Origin of the sequence: Flavivirga rizhaonensis, assembly GCF_004791695.1 — a bacterium.
GTDB classification, from domain to species: domain Bacteria; phylum Bacteroidota; class Bacteroidia; order Flavobacteriales; family Flavobacteriaceae; genus Flavivirga; species Flavivirga rizhaonensis.
On record NZ_SRSO01000001.1, the window covers coordinates 490,166 to 506,380 of the forward strand.

Consider the following 16,215-nt stretch of genomic DNA (forward strand, 5'->3'; position numbering starts at 1 on the left):
TTATTATTAAGCTTTTTTCATTTTTATTAAAAATAAATTATTTTTTTGTCACCCATTATTAATTTTTTGTTGTCTTATTGTTAAAAGAAAGTAAATAATGGAATTTAAGCTAATTATAAAGAAGCTAAATAACAAACTCACAAATCAGGAGGAGGTTATTTTTAATACTTGGTATAATGAGTCGGCTAAGCATAAAGCTTATTTTGATAATGTCACTGAAAATTATTCTAAAGATTTAGATATCATTGATCTTGAAAAAGGATGGAATGCTATTGAAAGACAAATAAAACCAGCATCTAATACTAAGAAAAATTATTGGAAATATGCTGTTGCTGCATCTATAGTGTTATTGATTTCTATCATTTTTATCAAAAATAAAAGGGATACCTCACAAATTGTTACTCCCATAATTGCAAACGACATTATTGAACCTGGTACCAATAAAGCAATTTTAACTTTAGAAGACGGCACCACAATAACACTAGAAAAGGGACAAAAATATACATCACAAAACCTTAGAAGTAATGGTGAAGATTTAGTTTACGTTGCTTTAAATGAAAAAAAAGTGGAAATAGCATATAACTATTTAACGATTCCTCGCGGTGGTCAATACCATGTAAAACTATCTGATGGTACCGAAGTTTGGTTAAATTCAGAATCTCAAATAAAATATCCCGTAGCATTTATAGATGGAGAACCCAGGCAAGTGGAATTGGTTTATGGAGAAGCTTATTTTGATGTATCTCCAAGTACCGAACACCAAGGGGCAACATTCAAAGTATTTAATAAATATCAAGAAGTTGAGGTTTTGGGAACCGAGTTTAACATAAAAGCCTATAAAGATGAAGATCGCATGTATACCACACTGGTCGAAGGGAAAGTTTCTGTTTTTAACGAGGTAAAACAGGATGTTTTAAGCCCTGATCAGCAATATGTTTTAAATGTTAATACTAATGAATCTCAAATCAAAACAGTTGATGTATTTAATGCTACAGCTTGGAGAAAAGGTGTTTTTAGTTTTGAAAATATGCCACTTAACAAAATAATGAAAGTCATATCAAGGTGGTATGATGTAGAGGTGATTTTTGTTAATGCTGAAGTTGAAAATGTAACCTTTAATGGTATTCTAAGAAAAAATCAAAAGATGGAAGATATTTTACAACCAATAAAAACCATAAATAATATAGCCTATGAAATAAAAAACAACACTGTGATTTTTAGATAACAAAAAAGGGAATGAGGTTCGAATATCTCACCAAACAAACCATCATTTCCCCTTAAACATTAATTAATTAAATATTAACTAACACACAAATTTATGGAAATTAAACTAACCCATGTGCTTTCCCTTAAAAGAAAAGACATGCTAAACATTATTATGAGAACACTGATTTTCTTGTTTTGCACCACCGTTTTTAGCTTTTCTTCAGAAGGTGTATTTTCTCAAAATACAAAAGTTGAAATTGAAACAGACCAAATTTTAACCATTGATGAAGTTTTTAATCTGATTAAACAACAAACAGATTATAATTTTATTTATAAATCTGATATGTTTAAAAATTACCCTAATGTTAAGGTTAAAAAAGGGACTATAAAAGCCAATAAATTACTTGAAAAAAGCCTTTCAATAGGAGATTTTAATTTTGTTATTTCAGATAATAATACCATAATCATTAAACAAAATTCTGAATTTCAGGAGTTAAATATATCTGGTAAGGTAACAGACATTAATGGGCTTCCTATTGCAGGAATTACAGTCTATGTTACAGATAGAAAACCTGAAAGAGATCGTGTTTCGAATGACTTTATTGTACGAGGAACCTCTACAGATTTTGATGGTGCTTTTTCTTTAGAAGCAAAAGAAGGGTATTATTTAGTAGCTTTTGGTTTAGGTTATGAATATTTTACGCAACAAGTAACATCCCAAACAGTTTATAATATTACATTAAATGAACGAGCTAGTGCTCTTGATGAAGTAGTGGTTGTAGGATACGGCTCAACCGTGAAAAAAGATTTAACAGGATCTGTTGGTACTGTTAGTGCTAAAGAAATAGCGCAAATTAAAACTCAAACAGTAGAAAACGCCTTGTATGGTAAAGTGCCAGGAGTTATGGTAACAAGTGCAGGTGGCCGTCCAGGAGCAGCGTCTTCAATAATTATAAGAGGGCTTAGCCAGATTAATGGTGATAATCAACCCCTATATGTTGTAGACAATATACCAATTAATGTAACAGCCAACAGCAGAAATGGCACTGATGGATTACTTAACAATAGTCGTTTCTCAGGTACACGATCTAATCCGTTGTTGACTATTAATCCATCAGATATTGAGAGCTTAACTGTACTAAAAGATGCTTCAGCAGCAGCTATTTATGGATCTCGTGCTGCAAATGGTGTTATAATTATTACAACCAAAAGAGGTAAACGTGGAGAAAAACCTAGATTTACTTTCGAAACAAACATGAGTATTCAAAATCCAAGAGCAAGACAGCCATTTTTAAATATTCAACAATATAAAGAAGTGTATACAGACCTTGCTTTAGCTAATGGTCAACCTGAACCTGTTTTTGGTGATGCAAATACCGACTGGCAAGATGAAATTACTAATAATGATGCTTTATGGACAGATTACCGCATAGGTTTATCAGGCGGAACTGATAAAGTAAATTATTCTATGTCTGCTAATATACAAAATCAGGATGCCCTTTTTATTGGGGGTAATTTTAAGCGTTATACATATGCTGGAAATATTGACGCAAATGTTTCAGATAAAATAAAAATAGGAGCTTCGGTTAGTTATGGTCATACAGTTGACAAAAGCTCAGGTATAATCAGTCTTAAGAGTGATGGTAGTTTTAGACCAGACGTCCCTGTATTTAATGAAGACGGTTCTTATTCTGATAATGGTACTATGGTCTTTGGGGTAATACGAGACATAAACCCAGTGGGTATGGATGGTCGCGTACGTAATAAAACTGTTACCAATAATATTTTTGGTTCGATATATGGCGAATTAAAAATATTAAAGAATCTAACGTTCAGATCGCAGCTTAGTGCAAGCATATCAAATGATAAAGTGGGCAACTTTACCCCTTCATTTACAACGGCTGCAGTAATAGATGGTATTACTGGTAATTTAACTTCTTTTGGAGACGCTCCAGTTAGCATTTTAGACACGCAACATAATGATTCTCATTCAATCACATTTTCAAACACATTAAATTATAATACTACAATTGCAGAAGACCACAATATAAATGCTTTAATAGGATTGTCTTGGGACAGTTCACAAAATGAAGCAATAGGAACTTCTTTTGCAGGCTTTCCAGATGATTTTAAATTAGTCGATCCAGCATCTTCTTCCTTCATTTTTAATGGTGATAGTGATTTTGCACAAAAAGCATTAAATTCATTCTTTGCAAGACTTAATTATAATTATAAAGATAAATATTTATTAACCTTAACTGGTCGTGCCGATCGTTCTACGCAATTTGGAGAAGATAACCGAACTGGTTTTTTCCCTTCGGTAGGTGCTGCTTGGAATATACATAATGAGTCCTTTCTGGAAAACAGTAATAGCATTAGCCAGTTAAAATTGCGTGCTACCATGGGTAGAACGGGTAATGATAATTTACCAGCCTTTGCATTTAAACCACTTTTTGGGGTAGATAATAGTGGAAATCTTACTAACGCTTCCAGTTATAATGGTCTTAGCGGAATTAGATTACAAGGCGTATCAAATTCAGAAATACGTTGGGAAGAAACTGATCAGATAGATATTGCTTTAGAATTGGGATTATTTAATAACCGTTTAAATGCTGAAATTGTATGGTTTGACAAGAAAACGTCTGACCTTATCCTGCTAACACCTGTATCGGCACAAACGGGTTTTACTGATTACAGGTTTAATATTGCCGATGTAAGTAATAAGGGTTGGGAATTTCTAATAGGAGGAGACATTATTAGAACAGACGATTTTAACTGGAATTCCTCATTTAATATTTCATTTATAAGCAATAACGTAGATGATTTAAAAGGAGGTCAAGCAGATACTTTCAATAATTTTGGTGTAACCGAGGGATATCCTTTAGGTACAATTTTTGGTAGAGAAATTATTGGTATCGCGCAGACTCAAGCAGAGATTGATGCCTTAAATGCAAGCGCACCAGATGGTCAATACGATGTCATTCTTAATGCTCCTGGTGATTTTATCTCCAGAGATGTTGATGGTGATGGTCAATATACTTCATTGGATGATGTAGCTCTTGCTGATGGAAATGAATCTGATTTTTTTGGTGGCTGGAATAACACGCTTAGATATAAGAATTTTGACCTATCATTTAATTTTCAATTTGTACAAGGTATAGATAAATTAAGAAGTTTTGATGAAAGTATAAGCGGTATTTTATTTGATCGGATGCCAAATTTATTGGATGATGTGTTTGAGACTTGGACTCCAGAAAATACAGATGCCAAATATGCCAGAGCTGGTTCTAATGGTTTAGATATTCCAAACTCTCGTTTAGTATCAGATGCCTCTTATATATCATTACGTTCAGCCTCAATAGGTTATAGCTTCTCAGGAGACTGGCTAACAGAAATGGGTATTAGTAACGCTAAATTAAACTTTGCTGGTAATAACCTGTTTTTGATTCATAATTATGATGGCATAGACCCAGAAACTAGTGAAGAAACTATAGGGCAATTAACTACCCTAAATAATGGTAGTGATAGTAATTTTTCTTACCCACAAGCAAGAACATTCACTTTAGGCTTAAGCGTAACCTTTTAAAAAAATTTAACATGAAAAATATTATAAAAATAAAAATATTAAGTATCGTAGCGGTATGTGTATGTTTTACTTCATGCGAAATAACCGAACCAATTGATGATCAAGAATTGCAATTTCAGTTAGATGCTGAAACAGCTATAAATGATGAATCCTCAGTTAATTTAGCATTGGCTGGTGCTTACGCAAGTTTTAAATTAGGTCCAGAAAACCTCACATTAGTACCAAATGTATTAAGTGGAATTGGGGTTCCTACTTCAAATCCTTTCCTTGATTTGTTTGAATTACAATCATGGCAAATCAATCAACCATTAAATAGTGAATCTTCTGGTAGTGTGACTTCTGCTGGTATGGCAGGATTATACAGGGTAATTAATGATGCCAACTGGATCATTGAAAAGGTAAGTGAATTAGGTGATGGCGTGTTTACAACTCCTGGTCGCCGTGAAGAAGTTTTGGGTGAAGCCTATGGCCTACGTGCTTTGGCACATTTTTACTTGTTACGCAACTGGGGACAATGGTATGATGAATCTTCGATTTACGGAATTGCATTAAGATTAGAACCTATAAGAAGTGGACTCGCATTACCTAGAAATAATGTTGCTGATACTTATGCGCAAATTCATAGTGATCTTGATTTTGCCATTACAAACGCACCAGATCTTACAGAAGGCTTTTATATGAATAAAATAGCAGCTAGAGCTACAAAAGCCAAAGTGTATTTGTACCAAGGAAATTACCCTATGGCTGCAAGCACTGCAAAAGGATTAATTGACGAGGCTGGTGGAGCATTTAGCTTGTCTCCTACTTTTTTAGAAATGTTTGATAATACTTCAACTGATTTGTTTAATAACCCAGAATTATTATTTGGCCTTAGAGGAGATATGCAAGCACCATTAGCTTTTGGTGGATGGGACTTTTCTGTAGCTGTTAATCCAGCATTTATTAATAATGTTAATGCAGGAACAATGACTGTAGGTACTCAAACTATAAATTATGATTCAGATAGGGTGACCAGTACAACTTTTAATAATTTTGGAAATGTATTCAACTTAAAAAGAGTAGATGTTTTTGCGTTTGTACCTGAAGAGAATGAATTGGTTTACTTTTCAAGATTATCAGAAGTCTATTTAATTTATGCCGAGGCTGAGGCACGCAGTACTAATAGCGTTACTACGGATGCTTTAAATGCGTTGAATGCTATTCGTCTAAGAGCTGGAGCTACAACTACTGGTGGTGATGGTTTTGAAACTTACCCTGCTACTATAAGCTTAGATCAATTTTTAGAAGCTGTACGTATAGAAAAAATGGTAGAGTTTGCAGGAGAGATAGGTGAAGAATGGTTTGATTTAGTACGTTACGATTGGATAGATGGCTTTGGTTCAGGATTTCAGGTGTCAGATTTTAAAGCATCTGCCACAGATCCTAATAAATTTATTTTACCAATTCCTTTATCGTCCATTCAAGCTGGTGGAAACGTAGAAATACAAAACCCAAGCTACGAATAATAAATAATAATGAGCCTTTTGGATAATTTGTCCAAAAGGCTCATTTATTATAATTGGTTTTTTTGAAGCCTTCAATGTAATGGACTAATCTTTTAGTCCCAAAGATGTTTTGAGCGAAGTTGTTTTTCGAAAATAACATTTCCAAAAGGGAATAATTTATCTACATCTCATTAGCCAATTAAGAGATCTATAATATAAAATTCAAGATGGTTTTTGCTAATCTTAAATAAATATAGCGTATTGAACCAATAATTAAAATAAATAAAAATGAAACGACTAATTATTCTTATGGGCCTTTTGTTGCAAATAGTTAGTTTACAGGCTCAGGACTGTAAAGTAATGTTAAAAACAATAAACGAAGATTATACTGGTGATTGTAAAAATGGTAAAGCTGATGGCACTGGAATAGCAAAAGGGATAGATAGTTATACAGGACAATTTAAAAAAGGCTGGCCAAATGGAGATGGCATTTATACTTGGAGTAATGGTAACTCATTTGAAGGAATTTTTAAAAAGGGCAAAAAAGAAGGCCAAGGTAAAATGACCTATAAAACAAATACATTAAAAGATAGCGTAGTTACAGGTTTCTGGAAAAAAGATACTTATGTAGGCTTATTTGAAAAACCCTATAAAAAAATTGATAAATCACAAAATGTTACAGGTTTAAATTTTACAAAAACCAAAGGAGCTACAAATAATATACGTTTATATGTTAGGAAAAATCGTAGTCAGGTTAGTTATCCTGAATTTAATGTTGTTTTGCATCATGGGACATTTCAAAATTTAAATATCCTTAGTGATTTTATAGAATTGACTAATGTAACTTTCCCTATAAAGGTGAGAGCAACTAGTGGTCAAGATTTTATTGAATTTGAAATTTTAGAATCTGGTAATTGGGAGGTTAGAATCGCAATTGAAGAAATTCAAGGTTTGAGTACTAACAATTAATGCTTGACCATAATTAAGGTGAAACTCTTCATTATAATTATAACAAATTACTATAGTTACAAATATTAAATAGGTAGATGAAAACAACTACTAAAATTTTTCTTATTGTAATTGCATTACTTGAGGTTAATTTAACTTTTGGTCAAAATCCCGTATTTAAAGAGTTATCTGTATCTATAGGGATTGAAGATGTGACAAAGGTTTCAGACTGGGCTGGGAACGGTGCATCATTAGCAGATTATGACAATGATGGAGATATTGACTTCTTTTTAGCTACAGCTTTTGATATTCCAGATCGATTATATAGAAATAAGGGAGATGGAACGTTTGAAGAAATCGCAAATACAGTTGGCTTAGCTTCCTCCACCAGAAGCCGTAGTTCTGTATGGTTTGATTACAATAATGATGGTTTACTTGATTTATTAGTATTAGGAGATTGTTTTAATACAGATATTTGTACCACTAATATAATGATGACCTTATATAAGCAAACTTCAACTGGTAATTTTGAAGATATTACCAATATTTCAAATATTGTTTTTAATATTAATGACTATCCTAATGCATCAAATATTGCTGTGGCAGGATCTGCAGCTGGAGATATAAATAATGATGGCTTTTTAGATATTTTGATTACTGTTTGGGGAGGAAAATCCATTTTCTTTCTGAATAATGGTAATGGAACTTTTAAGGATATTAGTAAGACAAGTCATCTAGGAACGCACACCAGATTCCATTGGCAACCCATTTTTTATGATTTTAACTTTGATGGATTACTTGATATTTATTGCAATATAGATTTTGATGCTAATGTGCTTTGGCTTAATAATGGCGACAATACTTTTGATGAAGTAGCAAATACATATAATGCCGATAGTAGTTTCAATGAGATGGGTATGGCATTAGGTGATTATGACAATGATGGCGATATGGATATATATGCTACTAATATCACACGAGATGGAAAGCACAATATTTTATTGAGCAACAATACTAATAAAGGAATTTTTATTGGCTTTACAGATGTTTCGTTAACTAAGGATGTTGCAAACAATGGGTGGGATTGGGGCACCACATTTTTTGATGCCAATAATGATGGTTGGTTAGATTTGGTGGCAACAAATGGATGGAATGATACTGAAGAACCTATAGATAAATCTAGACTTTGGATTAATGATACAAAAGGTGGGTTTACAGATGATTCTAGCGAAGCAAATTTTAATGATTCATGGCAAGCTACAACCTTATTAGCATTTGACATGGAACGAGATGGTGACTTAGATTTAATACAAACTCTAAAAGAAAACACAGGTACTAATAAACCAGCTATTATTTATGAAAATCAATTAAATAATAATACAGGAGACCTAACAAATTATGTAGTTGTAAAGCCAAGGATGTTGAAAACCAATCGTTTTGCTATTGGAGCTGTAATTAAAATAAAAGTGGGCAATCTCATTTCTATGAGATTAATAACAGCAGGAACAAGTACTTATGGACAAGAACCCGCAGAAGCCTTTTTTGGATTAGGTAGTGCTACTAGTATTGATGAATTAAGAGTAGAATGGCCTGATGGAGAAACAACTACTTTAGAAAATATTGATGCAAATCAAGTGATTGTTGTTACTAATGAAAATATCGACACAGAAATTCAAGGTTGTACAGATCCTAATTCGTGTAACTATGATTTTAAAGCTACAGTAGATAATGGTTCATGTGTATACTTAACAACTAGTAATATATTAGGAGCGGAGAGCTCAACTTATTTTAGTACTGAAACCTATAGATATGCTATTGAAAACAACGAATCCGTTACTTGGAGTGTTAAAGGTGGTGAGGTAATAAGTAAATCAGCAAACACTGTTACGGTAAGATGGGGTATAGAAACTTTAGGAGAAGTTATTGCAAATGTAAGTAATGATATTTGTACGAATGAAAAAAGATCATTACACGTACTATTAGGAGTGCCTGAAGCCTCCTCTAAATATTCCATAGCCAGAATATGGAACGAAGCTTTGCTTGAGGCTATTCGAGGCGACTACGCCAGACCTACAGTACATGCCAGAAACTTATTTCACACTTCAATTGCGCTCTATGATTCTTGGGCAATTTATGAAGGAACTAATACGTATTTAATTGGAAATATTGTAAATAATTTTCAAAGTTCTTTGCAAGTATTTAAGCCTAACAAGTCTATTGAAATATCTAAAAAAGAAGCGATGAGTTATGCAGCTTATAGATTGTTAACGCATCGATTTAAAAACTCTCCAAGTGCTTCAACTTCTTTAGAAAGATTTGACTTAATTATGAACCAATTAGGTTACGATACGAGCTACACATCAACGAATTACACCTCAGGGAATCCTGCAGATTTAGGTAATTATATAGCCCAAACAATTATTGACTATGGATTAACCGATAATTCACGAGAAGTTACCGATTATGATAACGCATTTTACCAACCGGTGAATCCTTCTTTAATTTTAACTCCATTTGGGCAACCTACAAACATTGTTGCTTCTAATCGTTGGCAACCTTTAACTTTTAATACATTTATAGATCAAAGCGGTAATGTAATTCCTGGAGCGACTCCAGAATTTCTGAACCCAGAATGGGGTGCTGTACACCCTTTTACCTTGTCAAGCTCAGATAAACAAACCCTTTCTAGAGATGGGAATAATTATGTGGTGTATCACAATCCGGAGACACCTCCACAATTAAGTTCAGCAACTCAAACCTCAAGAGAACAGTATAAATGGAATTTTTCACTGGTTTCGTTATGGAGCTCTCACTTAGACCCATCAGACGGCGTCTTATGGGATATCTCTCCTAACTCTATTGGGAACATTGATATTAACCTATTCCCAACATCCTATTCAGATTATCCTGATTTCTATGATGAGTTAAACGGAGGTGATATTAGTGCTGGCCATAGCATGAATCCTGTTACTAGACAGCCCTATGCAACTCAAATGGTTCCACGGGCGGATTATGCCAGAGTTTTAGCTGAATTTTGGGCAGATGGTCCAGATTCTGAAACACCGCCTGGGCATTGGTTTACAATTCTTAATTATGTTACCGATCATGAGCTCTTCGAGAAAAAATTTAATGGACAAGGAAATGAATTAAGTCCATTAGAATGGGATGTAAAAGCATATTTTATTTTAGGAGGCGCCATGCATGATGCAGCAATAACAGCTTGGGGCATCAAAGGATGGCACGATTATATACGCCCTATTTCTGCAATTAGATATATGTGTGAACTGGGTCAGAGTACAAACAATTCATTGTCAAATTATAATCCAGATGGTATTGCTTTAAAGCAAGGCTATATTGAAGTCGTTGAGGCAGGAGACCCTTTAAGTGGATCGAACAATGAGCATGTTGGAAAGATTAAATTATATGCATGGAAAGGTCATGACTTTATTAATAATGCCTCAACTGATGTCGCCGGAGTTGGTTGGATTTTAGCAGAAAACTGGTGGCCTTATCAAAGACCTAGTTTTGTAACACCCCCATTTGCTGGGTTTGTTTCCGGGCATTCTACATTTTCAAGAGCTGCGGCAGAAGTAATGACCTTAATTACAGGAGATGAATATTTTCCTGGGGGTATGGGAGAATTTGTAGCTAAAAAAGATGAGTTTTTAGTGTTTGAAAAAGGACCATCAGTAGATGTGAAATTACAATGGGCAACCTATCGGGATGCGTCTGACCAAACAAGTTTATCTAGAATTTGGGGTGGTATTCATCCGCCGGCAGATGATATTCCTGGGCGTATTATTGGCGAGCAAATAGGGGTAGAAGCCTATAATTTTGCACTCCCTTATTTTAATTTAAATTCGACAATTTCTGAAGGAAAAATATCGGTGTATCCAAACCCTGCAGATGATACATTGTATTTTAAAAATTTAGCCAAAGAAAGCGAGATTATTGTATATGCTCTTAGCGGTAAAATGATAAAAAAAGATGTTGTACAATTTGATACTGATGGTTATAGTTTGGACTATTTACCAGTAGGCGTGTACTTAATTAATGTGCATAATGCTAATCAAAATCACCGTCAATTAGTTATAAAGAAATAATAAAAACATAAAATGAAAAACATATTTAACACGAGATTTCTAATTATAGTCACATTATTATTAGTGACATGCTGTAAAAATGAACCAAAACATGATGGTTTTACCATTTCAGGAACCGTTGTAGGTCTAGAGACAGGTGAAGTTAAAATAGGATACGGTATACAAGGACCAACAAACCTAAAAGTTATTGATAGCACGCAACTTGTTGATGGTAGATTTGAGTTTAATGGTAAAGTTGACTTTCCTGATATGGTTAATATTATCATAGATTCGAAATACATGGGTCAATTTTTCTTAGAAAACAGCCCAATCACGGTTCAAATCAATGAAAATTCTTTTAAGCCCATTGTTTCTGGGTCTAAGTCGCATATTATTTATAGTGAATATGAGGAGAAGGCCTTTGCTGTATATGAAAAAGAAAAGTACAAGCCTATAAAAGAAGTCAGTGAAGAAATAAAAAGTGCTAGGCGCGCGAAGAACCAAAAAATGATTGATGAAGGCATGGCTCAAATGAAGACTTTAGAACCTTTAATAAATGAGCGAAAACAAGAAGTAATGGATATTAAATTAACCTATGCCAATGAAAATCCTAGTTCTCCAGTAGCTGTATATGTATTAGGGTATCAGTACATGGAATATCTTATGAGTAAAGAAGAATTAAAAAAGTACTACAATATGTTTACAGGAGATGCTCGTAAGACTACATTTTTTAAAGAGCATATTTCCAAAGTTTATAAAAATGCTTTTGAAACTGTAAATGCAGGAAATGTAGCTCCAGATTTCACTTTAAAATCATTAAACAATGAAGTTGTCACCTTATCTAAGGTTAGTGCCAACTATGTTCTGGTCGATTTTTGGGCAAGTTGGTGTGTGCCTTGTCGTGCATCTTTTCCACATTTAATGGAGCTTTATAAAACATACAAAAAGGATGGGCTTGAAATTGTAGGCATTGGTACAGCCGATAAAGAAGAAAGTCTTAAAAAAGCCATAGAAGAAGATCAAACTACTTGGATTCATGCATTCGATGTGGTTAAAAAGAGAGAATATGGTACCGTAGCGGTTCAATATGGTGTGCCACATCTTCCAACCACATTTTTAATTGATGGTGGTAATCTAGAAGTGCTACTACGAGATCCTACAAAAGAAGAATTAGATAATAAGTTAAAAGAGCTCTTCGGGCATTAAAACAAGAAAATGAAAACACTCCTAAAAATAAAATACTTAGTAATTTCTTTGTTTATTATCATACTAACTGTTATAAACTGCAAAGAAGACCCTAAACATGATGGCTTTACCATTTCAGGAACAATTAACGGCTTGGATTCTGGGTGGGTAAAACTGATTAAACCAAGAGTCTTTTTTACTGACACCATTACTGTTTTGGATAGTACAGAAATAAAAAATGGAAAATTCACCTTTAAAGGAAAAGTAGATCATGTAGATTATGTACAGTTAAATCTTGCTCCTCGCTTAAACGCTTACTTTTTTTTAGAGAATAGTCCTATAACCCTTGATGTTAATATTGATAATGCCGAAAAAGGGAGTGGTTATATTCCACCCATAGTTACAGGTAGCAAAACTCAAGACTTATATGATTTGCAACGTGCCAAAATAGATAGTATAAGAGGCCAAAACAAATACCTTGTCTTTAAGAAACAAAGACAAGATGTAATAGAAGCAAAAAGGACGAACGACAAAGCATTCTTGGAACAAGTACAGGCGAATATGGTTGCTTCAGAAAGTCTTGAAGATGAATTACAAGAGGAGTTAAAAAAATATAAAATTCAGTTTCTTAAAGAAAATCCAAGCTCTCCTGTATCAGTGCATATATTTGGTATTACTTTCAGTGAAATTGTAATGAACAGAGAAGAGATGAAAGCCGTTTATAGTTTATTTCAAGGAGATGCATTAAAAGCGAATAGATTCCGAGCCCTAAAAAAAACGTATGAAGATTATATTGAAAAATTTGCCATTGGAGCCACGGTTCCTGATTTTACATTAAAAACGCTAGAAGGGAATGACCTTACGCTTTCTAAAGTTAAAGGAGATTATATCTTAGTAGATTTTTGGGCAAGCTGGTGCATACCTTGCAGAGCTTCTTTCCCTCACCTTAAAGACATCTATAATAAATATAAAACCAATGGATTTGAGGTTGTGGCAGTAGCCACTGGAGATAAAGACGATAAATGGAGAAAAGCCATAGAAAAGGATCAAACAGTCTGGAAACATGTATTTGACACAGCGAAAGATAGTAAAGGAAAGAATGGAGACATTGCTGATGCTTATGGAGTTCCGTATTTACCAACAACATATTTACTGGATAATAATAGAAAAATTATAGGGAGAAATCTTAGCAAAAAAGAGCTTGAAATTAAATTAGAAGAGCTTTTTGGATATTAACATTAACAATATATTAAATTTATAAAATGAAAAATAAATTAATTTACAGTTTGGGAATAGTATTTTTTATGTCTTTAATAAGTTACGGACAAGAAAAACAAGACATAAAGGTACTCTATGTTGGCTATAGCCCAGAAAAGCCAATGCCTGAAAATATAGAATCTGGACGTATTCCTGCAGGTATGCCGCCCGAGCGCTATAAAGAAGAATACGGTAAAAGAATGCCAGCATTTAAAACCTTATTAGAAACCTACTTCACTAAAGTAACTACAGTTGACCCAAGAGATTACAATGAAAAGATGTCGAGGAATCATGACGTAACAATATTTGATCAAGCTCCAACACAAATAAAAGAACGTGTTATTCACAACGATCCAGAAACCGGAAAATTTGTGAGCATGGAGCCTGCAAAATATGTGAGCGATGATTTTAGCAGCGCTTCTGTTTTTATTGGACACACCTCATCTGTTATAGGAAGTAGTTTGGGTTCTAAACTCGATTGGTACTGTTTATGCTTAGACAGACATGCACATCATATCAAAACTGAACATGAGATTTTTAAGGGACCTTTTAAAACAAAAATTACCTTAGAAAAAAGAGAAACTCCAAAAGGTGTTTTAGAAGCTTATGATGGTTATAACATTCCTAAAGAAATCCCTATGTGGGAAGTAGATAAGGAAGGGTATCTGGATGGAAAAGGCTTTAGAATTGGTATGGTAGCGCGTGGATGGAATTTTGAGGATTCACCAAATTCTGAAATTATTTCTGGAGGTGTAAGTTCAAAACAAAAAACAGCGGTAGCTTTGGGTAGGCATGGAAACTTCTTTTTATGGGGGTTTGCCGGCTCACCTGCTTACATGACTGAAGAAGCCAAAATAGTATTTGTTAATGCGATCGTATATACCAACAAGCACAAAAATGATAAATTAATCGTTAGAAAATATAATGAGCGCATTGCTACCAAAGAATATATTGATGAGCTATTATTTTATACTACCAAACCATCTTATGTATCTTATGTTGAAGCTTATAAAGGATTTAATAAAAGTACTGTAGAGGAACAAAAGAAAATCAAGAAAAAGCAAGCAAAAGGTAATGCATTAACAGAGATGGAAAAAATGATACTCACTAGCAAGCCTCAAGAAATTGGCACAAGAGAAGATTACCTCAAAAAAAATATCGGAAGACAATCTTGGTTTGAGTTAACGGGTATAGATACATTGGCTATAAGAAAATATCTTACAGAAAATAGAGATTATTTTTATTCCGAACCAGATGGGTTTTACGATTTAAAAGTAGACGAAGACATTAAAAGCCTTGGTATAGCTAATACAAATATCAAAGTACTTGACAAAGCTATAAGCATGTTAGAAACAAATGTAGAAATAGATAAAGCTTATAGAATTTTACTACGATATACTTTAGAAGATTTTAAAACAGCTAAAGAATGGAGAACTTGGTATAATGGTAACAAAGACAATATGTTCTTTACAGAAATGGGGGGATTCGTTTGGTTAATTTATAATGCTAATGCTAATGCTAACCCAAAGGTAAGGCCAAGAAATGAAAAAGACATTGCTTTATTGAAGTTTAAATAGAGCTTGTAATTTTAAAAATTGACATATAATCTTATGAAGAATTTTATATATATCTTGTTTTTGCTCGCACAGTTAAGTGGAGCACAAACAACAAAAATAGTACCCACACTGAAGCTAAAGGCAGAAAAAGTGGCAACGGAACTTACAACTAATGAAACAAACCACATGGATCCAGTATCTGTAAACGCAACGCTTGTTTGGTCTCAAAATAAAACACAAATAGCTGTTGTAATGAAAGTGAGTGTCGAAGATCAATGGCATATTTATGCTTATGTGCCAAAAACACAGCCTTATATTACTTCAGAATTACAATTAGAGCTCCCAAAAGGCATATCAGCTATTGGAGAATGGGAAAAACCATATAGCGAGCCTTATGACAATGGTGTGTATGTATATCATGACACCCTTGTTTTTGTTCAATATTGTTCGGTCGCAGATTATGAGAAAGCATCAAAGATTAATTGTGGATTGTATTACCAAACATGTGATAAATACAAATGTTTTCCTCCTGAAACAAAAACAAAATCATTAAAACTATAATCTCAAACAAACCTAGAGGCAAATGAAAAAAATCATCACATTACTTTTTTTAAGCATACTTATGGCCAGCTGCACGCAATCAAAAGAAAAGCAAGATTTATCTTTTAGATATACGGGCATAAATTGGGATAAATATGAGGGGCATACCATAGATATTGTTGTCGGAGATACAACAATTGCAGGTGTGCATTCTGTAACAGATAAAGTTATTATTAAAAATGGCACGTTTAAGATTTCAGATACGCTCAAGCAGATTAGAAATGCCTATTTTGGATTGTATAGTCCCGAGGGAAAATATGTATATAAACAAGAATTTATATTAGAACCGGGGGAACTTGAGCTTGACCTAA

10 protein-coding genes are annotated in these 16,215 nt (G+C 33.6%); all 10 read left to right on the forward strand.

From position 1 onward, the window contains the following. Positions 1–97: 97 nt before the first annotated feature. Positions 98–1,225, forward strand: a complete 1,128-nt coding sequence (locus tag EM932_RS01770) for a FecR family protein (protein WP_135874843.1) — start codon at positions 98–100, stop codon at positions 1,223–1,225. Between the two features lie 93 nt (positions 1,226–1,318). After that, positions 1,319–4,792, forward strand: coding sequence for a SusC/RagA family TonB-linked outer membrane protein (locus EM932_RS01775; protein ID WP_135874845.1), 3,474 nt, complete (start codon positions 1,319–1,321; stop codon positions 4,790–4,792). A gap of 11 nt (positions 4,793–4,803) precedes the next feature. Then, positions 4,804–6,297 carry a RagB/SusD family nutrient uptake outer membrane protein gene (locus EM932_RS01780; RefSeq protein WP_135874847.1) on the forward strand — a complete coding sequence of 498 codons (1,494 nt, stop codon included), beginning with the start codon at positions 4,804–4,806 and terminating at the stop codon, positions 6,295–6,297. A 267-nt stretch (positions 6,298–6,564) separates the two neighbouring features. Next, positions 6,565–7,245: an MORN repeat-containing protein gene (locus tag EM932_RS01785; protein ID WP_135874849.1), complete on the forward strand. Its 681-nt coding sequence runs from the start codon at positions 6,565–6,567 to the stop codon at positions 7,243–7,245. Between the two features lie 77 nt (positions 7,246–7,322). After that, positions 7,323–11,327 (forward strand): FG-GAP-like repeat-containing protein, encoded by a 4,005-nt coding sequence (locus EM932_RS01790; protein ID WP_135874851.1) that lies wholly within the window; start codon positions 7,323–7,325, stop codon positions 11,325–11,327. A gap of 12 nt (positions 11,328–11,339) precedes the next feature. Continuing rightward, positions 11,340–12,512, forward strand: coding sequence for a TlpA disulfide reductase family protein (locus tag EM932_RS01795; RefSeq protein ID WP_135874853.1), 1,173 nt, complete (start codon positions 11,340–11,342; stop codon positions 12,510–12,512). A gap of 9 nt (positions 12,513–12,521) precedes the next feature. Continuing rightward, complete coding sequence (locus EM932_RS01800; protein ID WP_135874855.1) at positions 12,522–13,727, forward strand: TlpA disulfide reductase family protein; 1,206 nt, start codon at positions 12,522–12,524, stop codon at positions 13,725–13,727. 26 nt (positions 13,728–13,753) lie between these two features. Then, entirely contained in the window at positions 13,754–15,325 is a 1,572-nt protein-coding gene (locus EM932_RS01805; RefSeq protein WP_135874857.1) for a hypothetical protein, read from the forward strand. A gap of 33 nt (positions 15,326–15,358) precedes the next feature. After that, positions 15,359–15,865 carry a protein-disulfide reductase DsbD domain-containing protein gene (locus EM932_RS01810; protein WP_135874858.1) on the forward strand — a complete coding sequence of 169 codons (507 nt, stop codon included), beginning with the start codon at positions 15,359–15,361 and terminating at the stop codon, positions 15,863–15,865. A gap of 22 nt (positions 15,866–15,887) precedes the next feature. After that, positions 15,888–16,215 (forward strand): hypothetical protein (locus EM932_RS01815; RefSeq protein ID WP_135874861.1); only part of this gene is annotated, 328 nt, incomplete at its 3' end.